The organism is Paraburkholderia antibiotica (assembly GCF_012927125.1).
Taxonomy (GTDB): domain Bacteria; phylum Pseudomonadota; class Gammaproteobacteria; order Burkholderiales; family Burkholderiaceae; genus Paraburkholderia; species Paraburkholderia antibiotica.
Genome location: NZ_JABBFZ010000001.1, coordinates 665249 through 687142 on the forward strand (window position 1 = coordinate 665249; position 21894 = coordinate 687142).

A 21894-nucleotide genomic window follows, 5' to 3' on the forward strand; every position below is an offset into this window, starting at 1 on the left:
TCAGGCACAAGGCATAATCAACGCTGTTCCGATCCAACAGCCGACGATGCCTGCCTCCAATTCCGCCACCCCGTTCCAGTGGCCGCTTTCCCCCGATCCCTTCCTGTCGCTCGAAGCGCTCTACGATCCCGACGCGCTCGCGTGGGTCGAAGCCCAGAATGCGCGCACGCTGGCCGCATGGTGCAGCGGCGCATCGTTCGAGACCTTGAAGCGGCGGCTCGCCGACGCCTATCTGCCGCGCGAGCGTCCGGTGATTCCGGACCGCTGGAAGGACTGGGCCTACGATCTGTGGCAGGACGAGCGCAATCCGCGCGGCATCTGGCGCCGTACCGCGTGGGCCGCATGGCGCAGCGGCAAGCCGGTATGGCAGAACCTGCTCGACTTCGATGCGCTCGGCGCGGCCGAAGGCATGCCGTGGGTCTGCGTCGATCTCGACATTCTTTTTCCGGACGGCGATCGCGCGTTGATCACGATGTCGCCGGGCGGTTCCGATGCGGTGGTGGTGCGCGAGTTCGATCTCGACGCACAGCAGTTTGTTGCCGACGGTTTCGCGATTGCGAAGTCCGGCAAGCACACGGTGTCGTGGATCGATCGCGAGACCGTGTACGTCGGCTGGGACAACGGCCGCAAGACCCTGACGCGTTCCGGCTATCCGCGCGAGGTGCGGCGCTGGACGCGCGGCACGGCGCTCGCCGACGCGCCGGTGGTGTTTCGCGGCGAGTTCGACGATATCGGCGTGGACGCGCACTACGATCCGCTCGAACGACGCCATACGGTGACGAGCAGCGTCGACTTTTTCGATTCGCACACGTACTCGCTCGACGAAGCGAGCGGCGCGTGGCGTCGCTACGAGGTGCCCGAGCATGTGGCGGTGGGCGGCTGGCAGGGCTGGCTGCTGCTCGAACCGCGACTCGACTGGGAGTACGAATGGCAGGGCAAGCCCGTGCGCTATCCGGGCGGCGCGCTGCTGGCGATCCGCGAAGATGCGTTTCTGCGCGGCGAGCGCGAGGTGATGCCGCTGTTCGTGCCGAACCCGCAGACCTCGGCCTGCGAGTGGTCGCATACGCGGCATCATCTGATCGTGTCGTATCTCGACGACGTGCGCAGCAAGACGCTGATCTGGACACCGTCGCAGCGCGAGGACGGCACGTGGCAATGGCGCGAGCGCGTGTTCGCGTCGCAAGGTGATGCGCAGGTCGATGTGTCACCGGTCGAGTCGACGCTCAACGACGAAGTGTTCGTCGATACCGACGACTACCTGCAGCCGCCGGCGTACTGGCTGACCGATCTCGCGCGCGACGAGCCCGGTGAATGGGAGTTGCTCGACCGCTGGCCGACACAGTTCGACGCGACGCGCTTCACGGTGACGCGCGGCCACGCGGTATCGGCCGATGGCACGCGCGTGCCTTATACGATGATCGGTCCCAACGATGCGCTTTCGCAAGCAGACCGAAGCGATACTCGCCCCTGTCTGCTCTCCGGTTACGGCGGCTTCGCGATTCCGTTGCTGCCGAGCTATCTGACCGGGCAGGGGATCGGCTGGTTGGAGCGCGGCGGCGTGTACGTGGTCGCGCATATTCGCGGCGGCGGCGAGTTTGGCACGCGCTGGCATACGGCCGCGCAGGGCGAACATCGGCAGCGTGCGTTCGACGATTTCATCGCGGTCGCCGAAGCGCTGATCGCGAGCGGCGTGACGAGCGCCGCGCAGCTCGGCATTCAGGGCGGCAGCAATGGCGGACTGCTGGTGGCCGCGTGCATGGTGCAGCGGCCCGAGCTGTTCGGCGCGGTGGTGTGCGAGGTGCCGCTGCTCGATATGAGCCGCTATCACCTGCTGCACGCGGGCGCATCATGGATCGACGAATACGGCGACCCGGACGAGCCCGACGAGGCACGCGTGCTGGCTACCTATTCGCCATATCACAACCTCGCGGCGGACGTCGCGTATCCGCCGGTGCTGTTCATGACGTCGACCGCCGACGATCGCGTGCATCCCGGTCACGCGCGCAAGATGGCCGCGCGCATGCAGGCGCTGGGCGCGCAACACGTCTGGTATCGGGAGAACACGGAAGGCGGCCACGGCGGCTCCGATGAGCTGGAGCAGGCCGAGCATGATGCGATGGTGTATGGCTTCTTGTGGGGCGTGTTGGGCGGCGGCGCGGCAACGGCCTAGGGTTCGATCGGAAGCGCGACCGGAAGCGCGACCGAACAGATCAGGAGCGAGGTATCGACGATGCCTCGCTCCTGTTGTTTTCAACCCAGTTGCGCGAACACCGGTGCGTGGTCCGACGGCTGTTCCAGCTTACGCGGCGCCTTGTCGACATCGCAGGCCGTGCAGATGTCGGCGAGCGCCTTCGACAGCAGGATGTGATCGATGCGCAGCCCCGCGTTGCGGCGGAAGGCCATCATCCGGTAGTCCCACCACGAATAGATCTTTTCCTGCTGCTCGAACTGGCGGAATGCATCGAGCAGACCGAGGCCGATCAGCCGCACGAACGCGGCGCGCTCTTCCGGCGACACGAGGTTCTGACCTTCCCACGCCTTCGGGTCGTGCACGTCGCGATCTTCGGGCGCGATGTTGTAGTCGCCGAGCAGCGCGAGCTTCGGATGCACGGTCATCTCGGTGGCGAGCCAGTCGTGCAGCGCGTCGAGCCAGCGCAGCTTGTACGCGAATTTGTCGGTGCCCGGCGCCTGGCCGTTCGGGAAATACGCGGAGATGACGCGCACGCCTTCGATGGTCGCCGCGATCACGCGCTGCTGCGGATCCTCGAAGCCGGGGATGTTACGCACGATGCTGGCTTCGTCGACGTGCAAGCCGTCGCGCACCAGAATGCCGACGCCGTTGTAGGTTTTTTGCCCCGCATACCAGCTGCGATAGCCGATCGCCTCGATTTCGGCGCGCGGGAATTTTTCGTCGGGGAGCTTCAGCTCCTGCAGGCACAGCACGTCGGTGCCGCTGCTCGCGAGCCAGTCGATCACGTGTTGCTGGCGGACTTTGAGGGAATTGACGTTCCAGGTCGCGATTTTCATGAGTTACATACACCGTTGATTTTATGGAGCGCTTGCATCGACGGAGATCAGGCGGGCGATACGCTCGACGAGCGCATGCCCATCCGTCACGCTCGAACCGCACCGCTAGCGATGCGGATCCAGAACGGGATCGTGAAGCATTTCCGTGTGGCCCGCAAGCCGGACGCGTGGGCGTGAAGCCGCGCGGGTCCGGTGCAGCGCCTGGAATCTCGACGGTGTAGGTGTTCGGAGGGACCGCTTATTTGCAACCCAGCTCTTGTGCCGAAGCGGCGAAACTCGCCACCGACTGACGGCACATCTCGTCGATGGCGGCGGGGACGCCGGTGTGGGACCAGAGACGGCGAGCTTCGTCAGCGCTTTCCTCGAGCTGATGGCCTGCTTCCGTATCCACACCCACTTTCGCGGCGCATGCGTCGATCTTCGCCAGATAGATGGCGCAGTCGGGCGGCAGTTCGGCGCGCGGGGCCGCTTCAGGTGACTCGTTGAATCCGTTTGCGACGGCACGCGTGGCTGCGACAGCCGGCGCGGCACTGGGCGCCGGAGCGGAGACGGGGGACGACGCCCCGTCCCCGTGCTGTTCGCAGCCCGCGAGCGCGCCGGCGGCGAGCAGCGCAAACACGCTGAGCAGAGCGAACCTACGCGTCGTCGTGCCTGCCGCACGCGTCGCAGCGGTCGTCGTCGAGACCGCGTGCGCGCGGATGGGACGGTCTTGCTCCATCGATCAGTTCTATACCGCGAAGTCCGTTGCAATGATCTTCTCGATATTGCGTTCCGCGAGCGCGGAGATTGTCAGCGATGGATTGACCGCACCCGTCGTGCCGGGAATGGTTGCGCCGTCGATCGCGTAAAGCCGCGGATAGCCGGCAATGCGCCCGTATGCGTCGGTGGCTTTGCCTAGCACGAGACCGCCCAGCGGGTGCGCGGTGAACGAGGCGTCCACATCGGCCGTGAACAGCGGCACACCGGTGACGACGTTGTTTGCCGCCGCGATCTTGTTGTTGACCGCGCGCGCGGCGGCGACCACGGCGTCGTTGCCGTTCGCCGGCCACTGAAGCGCGGCCTTGCCGGTGGCGGCGTTGTACACGAAGCGGCCGCGATTCGTCATGTCGAAGCCCATCCCGAGCGAACCGATAATGCCGAGGTTGATCGGGATGGCGGGCGTGTACCAGTTCTCCAGCGTCGTCGGCAGCGCGCCCGGCTGATGCAGCATCGACGCGCACGGCGAGCCCTGCGTGATGCTCGCGATCGGGCTGAACGAGCGCACCACGCGCGAATCGCCGTTGGTGCCCCAGCCCTCACCGACATGCTCGTTGAGCAGCGGCAGGTCGCCGCGATCGCGCGCGGCGACCATCAGTTCGCTGCTACCCATCGATCCCGCCGCGAGGAACAGGTAATCGCAAGTGAGCGAGTAGCTGTCGGTCACGGTGCCGTCGGGTGCATATCGGTTTGTGTCGAGCGTGTAGCGCGAACCGTCGAAGCGGATCCGCGTGACTTCGTGGCACGCATAGACGGTTGCTTTGCCCGTTGCCTGGGCCTGCTTGAGGTAGTTCTGGTTCAGATCGAACTTCGCGCCGTTACTGTTGCCGAGATTGCTCTCGCCGATGATCGCCGAGGGGCGGCTCGTGCCCTTGAGTTCGCTGCGCACCACGTCCCAGTTGAAGATCGAGTCGGTGGGCGTCGTGACGTAACCGGCCTTGGCCGACTGCTGATCCCAGATACGCGAGTGGCCAAAGGGGCCGGAGTTGTAAATGTCGGCGGGCATCGGATTGAGATTGAGCATGGTGCGCACGCGCGGGTAGTACGTGGCATTCATGTCGTTCCAGTCCACGAGATCGCCGAAGATCGTCTCGAAGTAGCTTTGCTGTGGCTGGATCATCACGCCGGTGAAGACGACCGAGCCGCCTCCGACGCACGCGCCGCGCCATACGTCGATCGTGCCGCACGACGTCACGTCCAGCACGCCGTTGAAGTAGTCGAATGCGTAGGTGAGCGTGTTCAATTCCTTCGCACTGGTGCGCTGCCAGTAACCGCGTCCGTCGGGCAGGACATCCGTCGCGAAAATCTGGCGCGATGTGCTGTTGGGCCAATGCGAGCCTCGCTCGAGCACGGTGGTCTGGATACCGGCGTTGGCGAGCCGCAGCGCGGCGATCGAGCCACCGAAGCCGCTGCCGATGACGATGGCTTGCGAATAGACGGGCGGCTTGGGAATGCTCGCGTAGATCTCGGGCACGAGCGCCTGGTATTTCAGATTGGTCAGCAGGCCGGCGGCACGGGCGGGGCCGCTGAGCATCGAGCCCATTGCCATGGCGGGGAGGCCCAATGCGGTGCGCTTAAGAAATTCACGTCTGGACATGGCGAAATTATCCGGAATGGATTGTTGGGCATCGAATGCGGTGGGAAATCCTATTCCTGTCGTGAAGGTTAAAGAATATTAAAAACTTCGATTTGTGGCGGTAAATAAATGAATTATGCGAATGTGATTTATAAGTTATATATATTGCGAATTTTTAAGCGGAATAATTGAAGCGCGATTTGTTGTGATTTTTCTATATGCGCGCGAATTGATCCGAATTGATCGGAAATTTTTTATGGAGCTGTTCCGGCGCGCAGCGCATGCGGAATTTCGCCTGAGAGTTGAGTCTTGCGCGCGATTGTCGTTGCTACGTGCTGTGAGGAGAGCTTCGTGTGCCCGTCGCGTTGCGGTATCGAAGGAGGGGCGCGTTGTGGGTGTTGCTGAGGTCGCCGCGTCACGTGGGATGGATGAAGCGTGCGGAAAATTTGCAGATCGGGAGCAGACTCATTGGCGACAGGCTGGAGTCTGGGCAACGCGTCGAGCGCGAATGAGACGAGCGCCATAGCCAAAGTGCTTGGCTCGTCGAACAAATGATTCGCACGATGACTTGACGTTACATGAATGCTCCGATATACTCTTTTTTCTCTGACGCGGGGTGGAGCAGTCTGGCAGCTCGTCGGGCTCATAACCCGAAGGTCGTAGGTTCAAATCCTACCCCCGCAACCAAAAGCAGCATGGCCTACAGTCGGTTTTGTGTATCTCTCGAAATCGTCCTGTTTGCCCGTAGGACATTCTCAGTGCAATCGCCGCGCATTTTAGGCGAATGTGCTAGAAAAAAGAACCCGCCCTGTGCGGGTTTTTTTGTTGTCTGTCGATCTGATGCGCCCTTCGACGTATCAAGCCCCTCTAGCGTTTTATTCTCCTCGGCCCGTGAGTGGCCCCACGCGCTCCTTTTCCTGCATAAGCCTTCGCTGGATAAGTCCAACAGCCTTGCGCGCGCCTTCGATCGTTGCGCTATCCCGTTGCAAGTACCCATGTTCTTCCGCCGTTAGCGCGCTGAGTTTCTCGAGCGCATGGCGGCCAGTCTGCAATTCGGGCGCAAGCCGCCTCACTATCTCGCTGCAGTGTTCTTTCCAGATTTTGTGTAGCTCGTCATAAGTCAGCGTGAAGAAAGGCAGCAAACTGTAGCGGCGCACTTCCGCTCACTTCTGCCTTTCGTTGGTCCAGTCGCGATCATCGGGCGACACCACAAGCGGCCCCGTGGTGCGCTTGTGGTCGCGCTTCGTGTGCTCGATTCGGTGAGCGTTTATGACCGTATGCGAACCGGTCGGCCAGAGTTTCGTCTTCGGTCATCCAGATCGAGGTGAGCACAAAGCGGGCAATAGCGGGCGACCACTCACGCAGCTTGTTCACGCGGTTCGTTAGCCGAGTCCCGGATTTCTTCGGCCACGATGCCCGCCTCGCGCAAGAACGCGTCTATGCGTTCGCTCGCGTGATCGAAGCGGCCCGGTACGTGTCGATTCCCGATCCGATCGGTTTCGATAATTGCGACATGGGCCGCGACTGTCGCGCGATTCACCCCGCAGCGTTCGGCGAGGCTGACCGCCGTTTCCTTCGTGTGCGTCCGCATGTTAGCGACTGCATGATGTGCCGCCAAAATTCAGACTTGAGCCATTGTTTCAGGGGCGAATCTTCTCTAGCGTCGCTTTAAGTTGGGGCGAATCCCGCTTTGGGTTCGCCGTTGGGCGCTGCGCGCTTTTCTCTGCGTGAAAAGGAGTGAGTAAGAGTGGCACAAGATATCTTTTTGAAAATCGACGGCATTACCGGCGAGTCACAAGACGAAATGCATGCCGGGGAAATCGACGTACTCGAGTGGAGTTGGGATATTTCGCAGCAGTCATCCATGCTCTCAGGTTCGGGCGGCGGCGCGGCCAAGGCCACGGTAAGCGACTTGGGTTTTACGCATCAACTAGACCGCTCAAGCCCTAACCTTGCCAGCTATTGCCTTACGGGAAAGCATATCCCCAAGTCCGTACTCACCATGCGCAGGGCGGGCGGGATCCCTCACGAGTATTACCGAATCACCTTGTCCGATGTGGTGATTACCTTCGTCGGGCCGGTTGCGAGTGCGGCTGGTTGCCATGAGCATGTGCGGCTCTCTTTCGCACGCATGAAAAACGAATACATCGTTCAAAACCCGATTGGCGGCACGGGCGGCACAGTGACGTCGCTTATTGACGTGAAAGCGAACAAGAGCAATTGAAAATGTCAGCGCTGCAAACCTACACCGGAGACGAACTTTCGTATTCGTGGGATGAGTCGCAAAAGCCGAAGGCCGCAGGGCTGTTTGATGTTCGTCCCCCTGGCGTGCCGTTCAATGCGAAACCTATCTACGATGCAGACCTGGATTGCATCATTGGTTATCAGCAAGAGGTTGCGGGCGTATCGCGAATCTATGGGCTAGATGGCCATGTGTCGGTAAGCGAGAAGCCGCTGGAGAGCCCGCTATTTGATCCGCTAGACGTGTTGTTTATGGTTGGCGGGTTCTGGCGTGCGGGTCTTCGCGGTCTTACTGAATGGGGCATCAAAGGCATAGGTTCACAGATTGGTCGAGCAACACTGTACGGTTTGCGTGCACGGTACTACGCACTCGTACAACGCCCGGTAAGATTCTCTGCCAAAGCGCTTGAACACATGATGGATCCGGATCGTTTCGTGCCGCTCCATATTCTTCGGTTAGCCGTAAAGTACGGTAGCCGCATTCCAGACCCACGAAACAGACCAGGGCTTTATATGTATGAAATCGCAATGTCGCGTTTAGGGGCGTATCAAGTAGGAAAGAAATACGTTCTTGAGGTTCTCGTCAATGAGAAAGATTACATAATCTATCACTTTAAATACGACGTGCGAAAATGAAAAACATTGTGATTCGCATTGAAAAGCCGGTTAATTCAAAGGCGGATTTCACTTGGGACGATCATGGATATTCATTAATGTGCAAGATCACGTACCTTGCCGCGAACCCGTCAAAGGTGCTCAATCTAAGTGAAAAACTGGATTTGCAATTTAACATTAGGGAGCACAACTATATCCTGACAGGCGGCTTTTTTGAAATGATGCTGGATCCACAGAAGCGGATTATTGATTGGTCCATCTATACCAACCCGAAACAATGGATTCGCACTGAGCGCACTTTCGAGGAAGCCGTCCCCGCGAGCGCTCGCATCGACGCGGAATTTGATGAAAATGGACGTACCAGTATGGGTGAGCCGAAGGAGTTTCATGAACCGATTCGCGGCGCGTTCTATCTTTCGTGGGCGCAATCGTCTACCTGGTATGAGATTGCGCCAGGTATGGCGCTTGGCGTTACGGAACAAAACCACTTAGCCGAACTGCGACTGGACGGTTTTTTCCTGCCGGAAGTGGAACAGAAAGTCGAGCGCTTGAGTTTGTGGAAAAAGCTAAGGCAACTCATATGACGCACGGGGAACGAATAGCCGCAGCGTTCCCTACCCGTGATTGTGCTTGCGCAACGGCTCTATCAGGACACGTCACGCTATGACGCGTTTGTGCAGCGGATAGGCCCGATTAATCCCGCGCCGGTCACATTTCAGTGATTGGAAGAATTGAATTCACTCATCGGGGGCTGCAAGCGTGTTCGTGCGCCCACGTATATACGCTGGGAATACGTCATGTGCGAATGGGTCGAAAGATCGGGACGCCGTGCCAGCATGGAGCCAAGACTTTCCGTGTTAGATGGGGCCGACAACGGCTGATATGAGTGAGCCGCGTGAAGAGATTGAAGCGTGACTCTGGGCAATGGCGACACACGATTGGGCTGTAACGGCACAGGCAACGCATGGGGGCGCGTTTCGGGCACGTAAAAGCCGTAGTGCTGGGCAAATACAACGTTAGATGAAACCGCAGCCACGAGCGCAAGCGTCAACCGACAAATTAATCCAATACTCACTCGCACTCCCTGCCCCTGATAAAGCCGGAATTCTAGAACAGCTTCGCTTCGGCGAATCTCGAAATGGCTTCGAATTCAGTCATGTCCGACGATGTAGCGCTAATAGCGGGTGGACGATCCATCGCAGGATGGATCGCTGTCGGGTAACGCGCGGCATGGAACGCATACCGGCCGATACAAAGCGATACTGGGCCACGCCTCGCGCGTGAGTTCGGCCGCGTCGCAGGAGAAAACGCCATGTCATCAAGGGACGCCTGACGTGATGCATCGTCATCGGCGCCTCTTCCTGTCCATACGCAAGAACGCACGAGCGTAGAGCCTCGATTGGGAGTTGTCTTATTGCTCCAGGAAACGCCTCTCGATACCTTTGAACCACGGCTTCAGATGAATCTGCGCGTGACGTAACCGATCGCGCAGACCACACGGCACGCAACAGAACGTGTTCGATCCATCGGTATCCAGTCGGTCATCAAGGGGAGGCAGCATGCCTGATGTACTTGCAACGGCAGTCACAAATACAGACGTGAATTCGTCGGCGGCTCGTCAACCGGGCAGGCTTCGCAAGCCCTGGCGAATCTCCAGTCGAGGATTGGCTTTTATGGCGGAGTGGGAAAGCGGGATCTTGAACGGAACATCTCGCGGGAATCCCATAGTCGATGGCTTTGTGCTGAAAGTCTACGACGATGGATTGGGTTTCCCGACCGTAGGCATGGGGCATAAAGTGACGCCCGCGAACAATCTCCGCTTAGGCGACACGATTTCGCTTGAACGTGCCGAAGCATTTCTGAGAGCCGATCTGGCCGACACGGAACGCGCGATCAACCGGGATGTCGACGTACCGCTGCATCAATACGAATACGACGCGCTGGTTTCGGTGCTTTGGAATGCCGGTCCTTATCGAAACAGGCAGGATCCGTGGCAAGGCACGCGCTCGCGTCATCTCGCCAACATACTCAACAGTGGGCGATACGAAGATATGCCTGATGTCATCCTTCATTTCGTCGCCACCCACGTTCTTTCTCGCCGACGCAGTGAGGCCAATCTGTTTGCAAACGGAATCTATAATGCGCGCCATTAGCATTTCACTACTGTTTCTGATTTTTGCACCATGGGTTGCCGCGCAGTCAATTTACGGAGAGGCATTCGACTATAAGAAAGCCGAGCCGACCAGTAAATATTTCGCGGGAAAGACCGCTGCGCAGATCAACGCACTCTGCAAGCATGATTCATTGCCAACGGCGGACCTGTCGGCTTGCGCCCAATATGAATTTGAAAATGCAGATAGTGCTTTGAGAAAAAGGCTGTCGGAGGTCCAGGCAGATACGCACTCGGCCCACCATCTTCGTCGTGGCGCGGGCGAGCCCGATCCGCTGCCTTACTTCAATAGGGCACAGGACAACTGGGCTCGCTATCGAGACAACGAATGCTATTTCGAAGTCTACGAAGTCGGTCCAGCGTCGTTACGTTTTGCCGAGTTCTGGGATTGCATGACGCGCATCACGAAGCTTCGCATTAAAGACCTATCGTCCGCGACTGCGGACACCCGGTAGGCAAAGCCGGAGCCTGTCGTTACGCCGCCCCGATCGCCCATTCCACCGCTGCCTGCGCATGCAACGCGGTGGTATCGAATACCGGCAGCACCGAGTCTTCCGGCTTGATCAGAAGCGTGATTTCGGTGCAGCCGAGTATCACGGCTTGCGCGCCGCGCGCGGCCAGGTGTTCGATCACGCGCTGATACACCTTGCGCGATTCGTTGTCGACGTTGCCGTGGCACAGCTCGTCGTAGATGATGCGGTGCACGTCCGCGCGTTCGGCATCGTCGGGCACCAGCGTGTCGAGGCCGTAGCGTTCGCGCAGGCGGCCCGTATAGAAGGTCTGCTCCATCGTATAGCGTGTGCCGAGCAGTCCGACACGCTCGACGCCCGCCGCGCGCAGCGCCGCGCCGGTCGGATCGGCGATGTGCAGGAACGGCACCGTGATCGCCTTTTCGATCGATTCGTACACGCGGTGCATCGTGTTGGTCGCAAGTATCACCAGATTGGCGCCGCCGCGTTCGAGCTGGCGCGCGGCGCTGGCCATCTGCTCGCCGAGCGCGGGCCAGTCGCCGGCACGCTGGTTCGCTTCGACCTCCGCGAAATCGACGGTCACCATCAGGCTGCGGGCGTTGTGATGGCCCCCTAGTCGTGCTTTCGCGTGGCGGTTCAGCAGCCGGTAATACTCAGTGGACGATTCCCAGCTCATGCCGCCGATCACGCCGATCGTTTTCATCTGTACGCTCCGTGAATGTCTGCCTGAAACGGCGAGTATAGGCGCGTCGCAGCGCACGTCGCCGGTACGGATGGCGCCGCGCGCGCCGGTACGCATCGACGCGCACGTTGGCAAAGCGATGCGCTCGTCAATGTGCAAGGCAAATGCACGAGGCAAAAGCACAAAGCAAAATCACGAGCAGCGCCCCGGTCTTTCTGGCGCCGATAGAATCGTAACCAGTCCCACCGCGATCAACTGAACCGGGAGAGCGATACATGGATCTGATCATCCGCCGCGCGAACCTGCCTCGCAGCGCCGCCCAGCAGACCCCGCAGCAGCATCGGCAAACGGTCGACATTGGCATCGACGCAGGCCGCATCGTCGCGGTCGAACCGCAACTGGCCGCGAGCGCGCGCGAGGAGATCGACGCTGCCGGCTCGCTCGTCACGCCGCCGTTCGTCGATCCGCATTTCCATATGGACGCGACGCTGTCGTACGGTTTGCCGCGCGTGAACGCATCGGGCACCTTGCTCGAGGGGATCGCGCTATGGGGCGAGCTGAAGCCGGAGCTTACGCAACAGGCGTTGATCGAGCGCGCGATGCAGTATTGCGATTGGGCCGTCGCGCGCGGCTTGCTCGCGATTCGCAGCCATGTCGACATATGCGATCCGCGTCTGCTCGCGGTCGAGGCGCTCATCGAAGTGAAGCGCCGCGTCGCACCGTATCTCGATCTGCAACTGGTCGCGTTTCCGCAGGATGGTCTGCTGCGCAGCGCCGGCGCGTTCGACAATCTGAAGCGCGCGATCGGCATGGGCGTCGACGTCGTGGGCGGTATTCCGCATTTCGAGCGCACGATGGCCGACGGCGCGCTGTCCGTGCGTTTGCTGTGCGAGTACGCAGCCGGGCAGGGCTTGCGCGTCGACATGCATTGCGACGAGTCGGACGATCCACTGTCGCGTCACATCGAAACGCTCGCGGCCGAAACGCATCGGCTCGGCTTGCACGGACGCGTCGCCGGTTCGCATCTGACCTCGATGCATTCGATGGACAACTACTACGTGAGCAAGCTGTTGCCGCTGATGCGCGAGGCGGGCGTCGCGGCGATCGCGAATCCGCTGATCAACATCACACTGCAGGGCCGCAGCGACACGTACCCTAAACGGCGCGGCATGACCCGCGTGCCGGAGATGCTGGCCGCGGGCATCACCGTCGCGTTCGGCCATGACTGCGTGATGGACCCGTGGTACAGCCTCGGCTCGGGCGACATGCTCGAAGTCGCCCACATGGGGCTGCACGTCGCGCAGATGACGGGCGTCGACGCGATGCACGCGTGCTTCGATGCGGTGACGCTCAACGCGGCGCGCATTCTCGGGCTGGACGGCTACGGCATCGCCCCCGGCTGCGCTGCCAATCTGGTCGTGCTCGATGCTCGCGACGAGGTCGAGGCGATCCGTCTACGCGCCGCGCGGCTTGCAGTTGTGAGCCGGGGCAGGGTGGTGAGCCGCGCGCCGGCTGCGCGGGCGTCGCTGTCGATCGACGGGCGGCCGGCGCAGGTGGACTTCAAGCTGCATCGAGCGTAGCGACGTTTGGCTCGCGCCAATGAAAAACCGGCGACGTGCTTGCGCAAGTCGCCGGTTTTTTATCGGCTTCGTTCGGCGCGTTTTTTACGTGCGCCGAACGAACGTTAATGATGCTTCAGGTGCGTGAGGTATCCCTCAAGCGGCTTCCTCAATGCGCGGCGCCCGGCGCCATGCCGTTATGCCGCAGCAGCGCATCGATATTCGGCTCGCGGCCGCGGAATGCCTTGAACGATTCCATCGCCGGACGGCTGCCACCCACTTCCAGAATCTCCCGGCGATAACGCATGCCGGTCGTCTGATCGAGCACGCTGCCCGCGGCCTGTGCCGCTTCCTCGAATGCCGCGTAGGCATCCGCCGACAGCACCTCGGCCCACTTGTAGCTGTAGTAGCCGGCCGCGTAACCGCCCGCGAAAATATGGCTGAACGTGTTCGGCCAGCGCGAGAACGGCGCTTGCGGCACCACGTGGAAGCGCTCGTTGATTTCGCGCGCGAGGTCGTTGGCGCTTTTCGCGCCGTTCGCGTCGAAGCCCGTGTGCAGCTGCATGTCGAACATCGAGAACACGATCTGCCGCAGCGTGCCGAGGCCGCTCTGGAAATTCTTCGCGGCGAGCATCTTGTCGAACAGCTCGCGCGGCAGCGGCTTCGCGGTATCGACGTGCGAGGTCATGTCGGACAGCACGTCCCACTCCCAGCAGAAGTTCTCCATGAATTGCGACGGCAGTTCGACCGCATCCCATTCGACGCCGTTGATACCTGACACGCCCAGTTCGTCGACGCGCGTGAGCATGTGATGCAGACCGTGGCCGAACTCGTGGAACAGCGTGATCACTTCGTCGTGCGTGAAGCAGGCGGGCTTGCCGCCGACCGGCGCCGAGAAGTTGCAGGTCAGATACGCGACCGGCGTTTGCACCGCGCCGTGCGCGAGCTTGTGGCGGCCGCGCGCGTCGTCCATCCAGGCGCCGCCGCGCTTGCCTTCGCGCGCATACAGGTCGAGATAGAACTGCGCGACGAGGCCGCCGTCCTGATTCTCGACGCGGAAAAAGCGCACGTCCGGATGCCACACGGCCGCTTCGTCGCGGCGGATGCGCACGCCGAACAGCGTTTCGGTGACCTTGAACAGGCCCTTGAACACCGCGTCTTCCGGGAAGTACTGCTTCACCTCGTTTTCCGAGAACGAGTAGCGCTTCTGACGCAGACGCTCGGCCGCGAACGTCATGTCCCACGGCTGCAGATCGGTCATGCCGAGCTCGCCCGCCGCGAATTCGCGCAGCTCTTTCCAGTCCTGTTCGGCATGCGGGCGCGCGCGCGTCGCGAGGTCTTCGAGGAAGGCCATCACCTGTGCGGGCGACTCGGCCATCTTCGGCGCGAGCGATACCTCGGCGAAATTGTGATAGCCGAGCATGCCGGCTTCCTCGGCGCGCAGCTTCAGTTCGTCGGCGAGCACCTGGGTGTTGTCCCACTCGGGCTTGCCGTGGCCGTATTGCGCGCCGAGTTCGGATGCGCGCGTCACGTACGCGCGGTACATCGCTTCGCGCATCGCGCGGTTTTCCGAGTACTGCATGACCGGGAAATACGACGGGAAGTGCAGCGTGAACTTGTAGCCGGTCTTGCCTTCGCGCTCGGCGGCTTCCTGCGCGGCCGCGATTACGTCGTCGGGCAGACCCGCCAGTTGCGCTTCGTTGCCCGCATCGACGAAGTACGCATACGCGTTGGTCGCGTCGAGAACGTGATCCGAAAACGCCTTCGACAGCGCGGCCTGACGTTCCTGCAATTCGGCGAAGCGCGGCTTCTGGTCTTCCGGCAGTTCGGCGCCCGACAGGCGGAAATCGCGCAGCGCGTTGCCGAGAATCTTTTTGCGCTCGCTATTGAGCGCGGCGAATTCGTCGCTGGCGTTCAGCGTTTTGTACTTCTCGTAAAGCGCCAGATTCTGACCGACGCTGGACCAGAACTCGGTCACGCGCGGCAGGTTTTCGCCGTACACGGCGCGCAGTTCGGGCGTATCGGCGACGGCGTTCAGATGGCCGATCACGCTCCATGCGCGCGACAGCGGTTCGGTGACGCGCTCGACCGGTTCGACCACGTCGGCCCACGATGCGGGCGTGGCCGGCAGCGCGGCGCGCTCGACGGCGGCGGTGGCGTTCGCGAGCAGCACGTCGAGCGCGGGCGTCACGTGTTCGGGGCGGATATCGCCAAAGCGCGGCAGGTCGGAAAAGTCGAGGAGCGGGTTGTCTTGGGACGTAGCGGTAGTGGACATAAGGCTTCCTGTCTGACGCGGGTGAAGGGGCGGTGCGGCGACGGGGGCGCGGCGCGTGGCGATATCGAAACGCGATATTCGCCGACGCGCGGCGCACCGCGCATGGCGGCACCGGATACAAACATTATTGGGGCGTGGTGCGCTGATTCCAATCCAATGGCAGACAAATTAACAGATGTGGCGGTGGGGCGGCCAATTCGACGATACGCGCGCGGTGCTGGATAGGGCGCGGTGAGCCTGAGCTCATCGGGTGACACGAGTGTCGGCGCGTGGTCGAGGCGCGACTCAAGACACGACGCAAGACGCGACGACACGCCGCGGGGCTCAAAGGCCATCAAGGTTGCCGAGGTCGGGAAGTCCACGGAGGGCCGCGGCGTGCCATGCCCCATTTCTGTGCGACAGCGAACGGTACGAATTGCTGCCGTGCCGCAATCTGACGACCGTCGCCGGCTCGCCGTTTTACGGTCGCCGGCCGGTGGCGTTCCCTGTCAGAGGACTCGATGAAACCGCTTTCGCACGCCCTATCGCGCAACGGCAACAACTTCGACCTCGTGCGGCTGATGGCAGCCGTTGCGGTCGTCTATGGCCATTCGTATCTGTTGCAGGCGCCGGACGGCACGACCGACTGGGTGCAGAACGCGCTCGGTTTCGACGGCTTCGGTGCGCTCGGCGTCTACGCGTTTTTTCTGCTGAGCGGCATTCTCGTGACCGCCAGCTACGACCGGCAGCGCTCGGTGCCGCGCTTCGTCGCGTTGCGTATCGCGCGGCTGTGGCCGGCGGTCGCGCTCGGCTCGGTGGTGACGGTGTTTATCGTCGGACCGCTGTTCACGACGCTGCCGCTGCGCGAGTATTTCACCACCGGCCTGACGTGGTCCAATCTCGACAATTTCTCGACCATCGTGCTGAAGTCCGGCTGGGCGCTGCCGGGCGTGTTCGAGCACAACCGCTTTCCGGTCGACGTATGCGCGCCGCTGTGGACGCTGCCGATCGAAGTGCGCTGCTATCTGATCGTGATCGTGACGGGCTTGCTGGGGCTGCTGTCGAGCCCGCGCGGCGCGCTCATCGCGGCGGCGCTCGGCTTTCTCGCGTTTGCGCTGCGTCTGCATCTGCCGCCGCATCTGCAGATCGGCGTGCGCCAGTTCGCCGATACGCCCGGCGGCTATTCGTTTTTCCCGGAGCCGTTCTTCATGCTCGGCATCGCGCTGTACGGCTGGCGCGCGCGCATTCGCATCGGCGGGCTGATCGCGCTGGCGCTGGCGATGGTGTTCCTCGTGTTTCGCGACACGGCCGGCGCGCAGCCGCTGTTCTATCTGATGTTCGTGTACGGCGTGCTGTGGATCGGCACGACGCCGTTATTGCGCCGCTTCGTGCCGCGTCACGACTACTCGTACGGGATCTATCTGTACGGCTTCATGGTGCAGCAATGCATCGCGGCGCTCGCGCCGCAACTGAGCCACGTGATGTCGCTGGTGGTGGCCGGGCCGCTGATTCTGGTGTGCGCGGCGCTGTCGTGGCATTACGTCGAGCGGCCGGTGCTGACGTGGTGTCGCGCGCGCCTCGCGCCGCAGCGTGCAGTGCTGGCGACGGGTATCGCGCCACGCGATCAGGCTGCGCGGTGATGTAGCGGAAGTCGGGGAGCGAGCCGCGGAAGCGGAGCGGGATGAGGCGGAGATAGACGGCCGATCGAGGCCGATCGGCGGTCGTTCGACGACGGGAGCGTTCGACACCTCCCGGGAGGGGGCCGTCAGATCGCATCGATCTATCGGCTCCCGCGCGGACGACGTGGCGCGGCTGTGTGACCAGCCTGCGCCGTCCGCGCTGATTGACGCGAGATGCGCGTGGTGCGCGCGTTGCGCTTACGCCTTCGCAGCCTGCGCCGCGTCCGCTTCGCGCTCGGCCGCTTCGATCGTGTTGACGAGCAGCATCGTGATCGTCATCGGACCGACGCCGCCTGGCACCGGCGTGATGTGGCCGGCCACTTCCTTGACGCCCGCGAAGTCGACGTCGCCGCACAGCTTGCCGGCGTCGTCGCGATTCATGCCGACGTCGATCACGGTCGCGCCCGGCTTCACCATCTCGGCGGTCAGGATGTTGCGCAGGCCGGTCGCGGCGACCACGACGTCGGCGTTGCGGGTGTGCGCGGCGAGATCGCGCGTCTTGCTATGGCAGATCGTGACGGTCGCGCCCGCTTCGAGCAGCAGCAGCGCCATTGGCTTGCCGACGATGTTCGAGCGGCCGATCACCACCGCGTTCGCGCCCTTCAGATCGATGCCGTAAGCCTCGAACATCTTCATCACGCCATACGGCGTGCACGGACGGAACAACGGCTGGCCGGTCATCAGCGCGCCGGCATTGGCGACGTGAAAACCGTCGACGTCCTTCTCCGGTGCAATCGCCTCGATCACCTTGTGGCTGTCGATGTGCTTCGGCAGCGGCAATTGCACGAGGATGCCGTGGATCGCCGGATCGCGGTTCAGTTCGTCGATGCGCGCGAGCAGGTCGGCTTCGGGCAGGTCGGCCGGATAACGGTCGAACGACGAACCGAGACCGTTGTCGTGGCAGGCCTTGACTTTGTTGCGCACATACACTTCGCTGGCCGGATTGTCGCCGACCAGAATCACGGCGAGGCCCGGCTGATGGCCGCGGGCGGTGAGGGCGGCGGCGCGCGTGGCGACGTCGGCGCGCAGGGTCTTGGAGAGGGCGAGGCCGTCGATCAGTTTGGCAGTCATGGTCGGTCGAGGATTGAGTCGGGAATCGGATCGGGAATCGGGTCGGCACAGGCGGCGCGGCGAGCGGCACGCGGCGTTCGCCGCAGCGCGCACGCGGTACTCAACGCGCTCGGGCGCCCGGTGGCGTCAGTCTGTCGGCCCGTGACGGGCACGCAAGGCCGGGTCGCGGAAGCGCCACTGCAAAGTCCGACATTATACCGGCGCGGGGGCGGGCTTCCGCGGTGATTCGGGAGGGACGACGGACGAAGAGGGGGGCAACTGCGGAAGGGAGGGGATGCGCCGCGCGGGGCGCATCGTTCGGCACATGGGGTGCTGCGCCGCTGGAGTGCACAGATCGGCTCAGCGCTGTGGCCCGATGACGATCTGGCACGAACCGGCACAACCCGGCTGCGAGGCGACCAGGCGGCGAGGCGAGTCATCCAGGCGAGCGACCCGAAAGCCCGGCTCAATCCGCTCAACGGCCGCATCGCAACAGGCCGTTGCCTGCCGGGCGCGCGCGGCCCTTCACACAAAGAGCCGCGCTCACCATCATGGCGCGCGCGCCAACCGCCTGCTTACTGGGCGGCCTGCGGCTTGTTCGACAGCGCGAGTCGCAGCAGATCGGCGACCGTGTTGACGTTCAGCTTTTCCATGATGTTCGCGCGATGCGCTTCGACCGTCTTGATGCTGATGCCGAGGTCGTCGGCGATCTGCTTGTTCAGGCGGCCGGCGATGATCCGCTCGAGCACCTGATGCTCGCGCGCGGTCAGCTTGCCGAGGCGCTCGGCGGCGGCGCGCTGCTGCTGGACGCTGCTGCTTTCGCTGCGCGCCTTGTCGAGCATGCGCTCGACCAGCTTGCGCAGTTCGGCTTCGTCGAACGGCTTCTCGATGAAGTCCATTGCGCCTTTTTTCATCGTCGATACTGCCATCGGCACGTCGCCGTGGCCCGTCACGAAGATGATCGGCAGCGACGCGTTGTCGGCGATCAGGCGCTCCTGCAGCTCGAGCCCGCTCATGCCGGACATCCGCACATCGAGGATCAGGCATGCGATCTGGCCCGGATGCTGATGCGGCTGCCATGCGTCGAGGAACTGCTCGGCGCTCGAGAAGCACTGAACGCGGTAGCCGTTCGCCTCCAGCAGCCAGCGCAGCGAATCTCGCACGGCCTCATCGTCGTCGACGACAAAGACGGTTTCCTGTGTGGTGACTGGGCTGTTCATAGCTCTCCCGTAACGGTTTGTGGTGTCGGCGCCTCGGACCCGCCGTTGCTCGGGCCGTCAGGCTCCCCAATGGGCAGACTGCAATGGAACGTGGCGCCCGTGATGTGGCCGTCGGATTCGACGTTGTTGACCACCCACAGACGCCCGCGGTGCGATTCGATAATCGAACGGCAAATGTTCAGCCCCATGCCCATACCATCGGACTTGGTGCTGTAAAACGGTTCGAACAGACGCTCGGCGGTCGCTTCGTCGACGCCCGGCCCCTGATCGACGACGCTGATGCAGACGAAGCCGCTCTCCAGCCGCACGACCACCCGGATCACCGGATCGACCGCGTTCGGCCGCGCTTCGGCCATCGCTTCGAGGCCGTTCTTCACGAGGTTGACCAGTACCTGCTCGATCAGCACCGGGTCGACGTAGATCACCGGCAGACGCGAGCGCAGGTCGGTGACGATACGGATGCGGCGCTTCCTCGCTTCGATTTCCGCCAGACCGACCGCGTCCGCGACGATGTCCGCGACACGTGTTGCCTGGCGCTTCGGCTCGCTGCGCTTCACGAACTCGCGGATGCGCTTGATGATCATGCCGGCGCGCACCGCCTGTTGCGCGGTCTTTTCGAGCACCGGCAGCAGGTTGTCGGGCGTCGTACGACCGGATTTAACCAGTGCGACGGTTCCTGAGCAATAGTTATTGATCGCGGCGAGCGGCTGATTCAGTTCGTGCGCGAGCGAGGAGGCCATTTCGCCCATCGTCATCAGGCGGCTCGTGAACTGCAGCTTTTCGTCCTGCTGGCGCGACAGTTCCTGCGCCTGCTTGCGGGTCGTGATGTCGGTCGCGATCTGCATCTGCGCGAGATGGCCGTCGACCCACTGGATGTACTGACGGCGCACCTCGAACCACTTCTGGATGCCCGGGATATAGATTTCCTGCGCGTCGGCGGTGCTTTCGGTCAGCGCGGCGGCGGGCAGGCCGACGTAGGTATCGACCATGTCGATCGAATCGGACGACGCCTGCGAGCTGTCGAAGCCGCCGCCCGCGAGTTCCAGATGGCCGTCCGGACGGATGCCGAACAGGTGCCGGTAGTAGCGGTTCGCGAACAGCAGTTCGGCTTCGTCGGCGGCCAGCACGGAGACGGCCGCGTCGAGGCTTTCGAGCACGGTCGTGAAGCGTTCGTGCGCGGCGGCGAGCTCTTCGCGCGCGCGCTTGGGCTCGGTGATGTCGGTCATCGACGACATCCAGCCGGTCTGCCGGCCCGAGCTGTCGATCAGCGGCGACACGTAAAGGCGCGCGTGGAACGTGGAGCTGTCTTTGCGGCGCACTCGCAGCTCGAAGCCGGACGACGGCGCCTTGCCGCGCAGCGTCATGTCGAGCTGGCGCTGCATTTCGGGGTAGGCATCGCGCGGCCAGTAGGCGAACGGCGCGCTCTTGCCGACGAGGTCGCTTTCGTCCCAGCCGGTCATCCGGCAGAACGCCGGGTTCACGTGGGTGATGCGCCCGTGCATGTCGAGCACGCGCATGCCGATCAGCACCGAGTTTTCCATCGCGCGGCGGAAGAACGCTTCCGCGTACAGCGCCTGCTGCGCCTCGAAGCGCTGGCGCGTGTGTTTCCACAGACTCCACAGGCTCCACAGCACGAAGCAGGACAGGCCGGCCACCAGCCAGACCAGCGTGTTGTTGGTGAAGTTGGTGATCTGCGGAAACGCGTACACGCGCACCGAGATGCCCTGGCCCGGCGGGTCGAGCGGCAGGTCGTAGAACATGTCGCGCGGCAGGCGCGGGCGGGTCGACGTGGTGGTCAACTCGCGGTTGTTCACGTCGATGATCGAGATCTTGTATTTGGCCGACAGCTCCGGCGGGATGTCGCGCTTCAGGATGCCTTCCACCGAGAACACCGCGGCGATCGTGCCGAGGAATTCACGGTCGCGGAAGATCGGTGTTTGCAGCGTGATGAAGCCGTTGCCGAGGTCGTCGTAGATGAGCGGCGAGTAGACCTGGCGGCGTGTGTTGCGCGCGTCGGCGAAACCGGCCTTGACCGCTTCGTCCATCTGCGCGTCGTTGGGGCGCGCGAGCCGCTGGCCGAGCACCGGCGGCGCCGCGTTCGGCCAGCGCGGCTGCTGCTGGCTCGTGTACCAGTTCATGTAGAGGATTTCCGGATGCCCCTGCATGATGTCCGTGCTGCTCACCTGGAACGAATGCTGGTCAGCATGGCCGGCGGCCAGATCGCGCGCGAGCGCCTGAATCTGCTCCTGCGCGCCGGTCATCGACAAACGGATCTGCTGCTGCGCCCACGCGACGTTGCGGTACAGCGTGTCTTCCTGTTGCTGCTGCTCGCGCCGGTTCAGACTCCACAGAATCAGGCTCATCACGACCAGAAACACCAGGATCGACAGGAGCGGCGTCAGCAGATAGGAGTTGGACCACCATGGGCCATGGTGCCAGCGAGGAGACGGCGACGAATCCGCTGGCGAACCGGCGGTGCGCGCCGAGCGAGAGAAAAGCCGTTCGGTCAACATGCGTGGCATTGTAGCGCAGCACGTCCCTCGCAAATGACGCAAAAAAGCGCGGAAAGTACCGTTAATCGGAGCAAACTAGCCG

17 protein-coding genes and 1 tRNA gene are annotated in these 21894 nt (G+C 62.6%); 9 read left to right on the top strand and 9 right to left on the bottom strand.

Annotated features, from left to right (window positions below; all coding sequences use genetic code 11):
• The first annotated feature begins 46 nt into the window (after positions 1 to 46).
• Positions 47 to 2170: a prolyl oligopeptidase family serine peptidase gene (locus tag HHL14_RS03000; RefSeq protein ID WP_169496071.1), complete on the top strand. Its 2124-nt coding sequence runs from the start codon at positions 47 to 49 to the stop codon at positions 2168 to 2170.
• Positions 2171 to 2250: 80 nt separating this feature from the next.
• On the opposite strand, the gene xth is transcribed toward HHL14_RS03000, so the two are convergent.
• From xth to HHL14_RS03015, 3 genes are all read right to left on the bottom strand, one after another.
• Complete coding sequence (xth, locus tag HHL14_RS03005) at positions 2251 to 3027, bottom strand: exodeoxyribonuclease III (RefSeq protein ID WP_169496072.1); 777 nt, start codon at positions 3025 to 3027, stop codon at positions 2251 to 2253.
• A 238-nt stretch (positions 3028 to 3265) separates the two neighbouring features.
• A complete protein-coding gene (locus tag HHL14_RS03010; protein WP_169496073.1) occupies positions 3266 to 3745 on the bottom strand; it encodes a hypothetical protein in 480 nt (159 codons plus the stop codon).
• Positions 3746 to 3754: 9 nt separating this feature from the next.
• Positions 3755 to 5380, bottom strand: a complete 1626-nt coding sequence (locus tag HHL14_RS03015) for a GMC oxidoreductase (RefSeq protein ID WP_169496074.1) — start codon at positions 5378 to 5380, stop codon at positions 3755 to 3757.
• Between the two features lie 589 nt (positions 5381 to 5969).
• Here HHL14_RS03015 and HHL14_RS03020 point away from each other — a divergent pair.
• Positions 5970 to 6046: transfer RNA gene (locus HHL14_RS03020), tRNA-Met, on the top strand.
• A gap of 670 nt (positions 6047 to 6716) precedes the next feature.
• Here HHL14_RS03020 and HHL14_RS03025 read toward each other — a convergent pair.
• Complete coding sequence (locus tag HHL14_RS03025; protein ID WP_169496075.1) at positions 6717 to 6950, bottom strand: hypothetical protein; 234 nt, start codon at positions 6948 to 6950, stop codon at positions 6717 to 6719.
• A 156-nt stretch (positions 6951 to 7106) separates the two neighbouring features.
• Here HHL14_RS03025 and HHL14_RS03030 point away from each other — a divergent pair, with 156 nt between their 5' ends.
• From HHL14_RS03030 to HHL14_RS03050, 5 genes are all read left to right on the top strand, one after another.
• Positions 7107 to 7583: an Hcp family type VI secretion system effector gene (locus HHL14_RS03030; RefSeq protein WP_169496076.1), complete on the top strand. Its 477-nt coding sequence runs from the start codon at positions 7107 to 7109 to the stop codon at positions 7581 to 7583.
• Between the two features lie 2 nt (positions 7584 to 7585).
• The gene (locus HHL14_RS03035) at positions 7586 to 8236 is read left to right on the top strand and encodes a hypothetical protein (protein ID WP_169496077.1); all 651 of its coding nucleotides are present in this window, start codon (positions 7586 to 7588) and stop codon (positions 8234 to 8236) included.
• Positions 8233 to 8799, top strand: coding sequence for a hypothetical protein (locus tag HHL14_RS03040; protein ID WP_169496078.1), 567 nt, complete (start codon positions 8233 to 8235; stop codon positions 8797 to 8799). The genes HHL14_RS03035 and HHL14_RS03040 overlap by 4 nt, the downstream gene beginning before the upstream one ends.
• A 975-nt stretch (positions 8800 to 9774) precedes the next feature.
• Positions 9775 to 10368 (top strand): lysozyme, encoded by a 594-nt coding sequence (locus tag HHL14_RS03045; protein ID WP_169496079.1) that lies wholly within the window; start codon positions 9775 to 9777, stop codon positions 10366 to 10368.
• Positions 10355 to 10840 carry a lysozyme inhibitor LprI family protein gene (locus HHL14_RS03050; RefSeq protein WP_169496080.1) on the top strand — a complete coding sequence of 162 codons (486 nt, stop codon included), beginning with the start codon at positions 10355 to 10357 and terminating at the stop codon, positions 10838 to 10840. Before HHL14_RS03045 ends, HHL14_RS03050 begins: the two co-directional genes overlap by 14 nt.
• 19 nt (positions 10841 to 10859) lie before the next feature.
• Here HHL14_RS03050 and HHL14_RS03055 read toward each other — a convergent pair whose 3' ends face one another.
• Complete coding sequence (locus tag HHL14_RS03055; RefSeq protein WP_169496081.1) at positions 10860 to 11558, bottom strand: aspartate/glutamate racemase family protein; 699 nt, start codon at positions 11556 to 11558, stop codon at positions 10860 to 10862.
• A gap of 254 nt (positions 11559 to 11812) precedes the next feature.
• Between HHL14_RS03055 and HHL14_RS03060 the strand changes: the two genes are divergently transcribed.
• On the top strand, positions 11813 to 13117 hold the full coding sequence (locus HHL14_RS03060) for an amidohydrolase family protein (protein WP_169496082.1): 1305 nt from the start codon (positions 11813 to 11815) through the stop codon (positions 13115 to 13117).
• Between the two features lie 148 nt (positions 13118 to 13265).
• On the opposite strand, the gene HHL14_RS03065 is transcribed toward HHL14_RS03060, so the two are convergent.
• Positions 13266 to 15371 carry a M3 family metallopeptidase gene (locus HHL14_RS03065; RefSeq protein WP_169496083.1) on the bottom strand — a complete coding sequence of 702 codons (2106 nt, stop codon included), beginning with the start codon at positions 15369 to 15371 and terminating at the stop codon, positions 13266 to 13268.
• A gap of 500 nt (positions 15372 to 15871) precedes the next feature.
• Between HHL14_RS03065 and HHL14_RS03070 the strand changes: the two genes are divergently transcribed.
• Positions 15872 to 16990 (top strand): acyltransferase family protein, encoded by a 1119-nt coding sequence (locus HHL14_RS03070; RefSeq protein ID WP_169496084.1) that lies wholly within the window; start codon positions 15872 to 15874, stop codon positions 16988 to 16990.
• 237 nt (positions 16991 to 17227) lie between these two features.
• On the opposite strand, the gene folD is transcribed toward HHL14_RS03070, so the two are convergent.
• From folD to fixL, 3 genes are all read right to left on the bottom strand, one after another.
• Complete coding sequence (gene folD / locus HHL14_RS03075; protein WP_169496085.1) at positions 17228 to 18100, bottom strand: bifunctional methylenetetrahydrofolate dehydrogenase/methenyltetrahydrofolate cyclohydrolase FolD; 873 nt, start codon at positions 18098 to 18100, stop codon at positions 17228 to 17230.
• Between the two features lie 554 nt (positions 18101 to 18654).
• A complete protein-coding gene (fixJ, locus tag HHL14_RS03080; protein WP_169496086.1) occupies positions 18655 to 19299 on the bottom strand; it encodes an oxygen response regulator transcription factor FixJ in 645 nt (214 codons plus the stop codon).
• Positions 19296 to 21812, bottom strand: a complete 2517-nt coding sequence (gene fixL, locus HHL14_RS03085; protein ID WP_169496087.1) for an oxygen sensor histidine kinase FixL — start codon at positions 21810 to 21812, stop codon at positions 19296 to 19298. Before fixL ends, fixJ begins: the two co-directional genes overlap by 4 nt.
• Between the last annotated feature and the right edge of the window lie 82 nt (positions 21813 to 21894).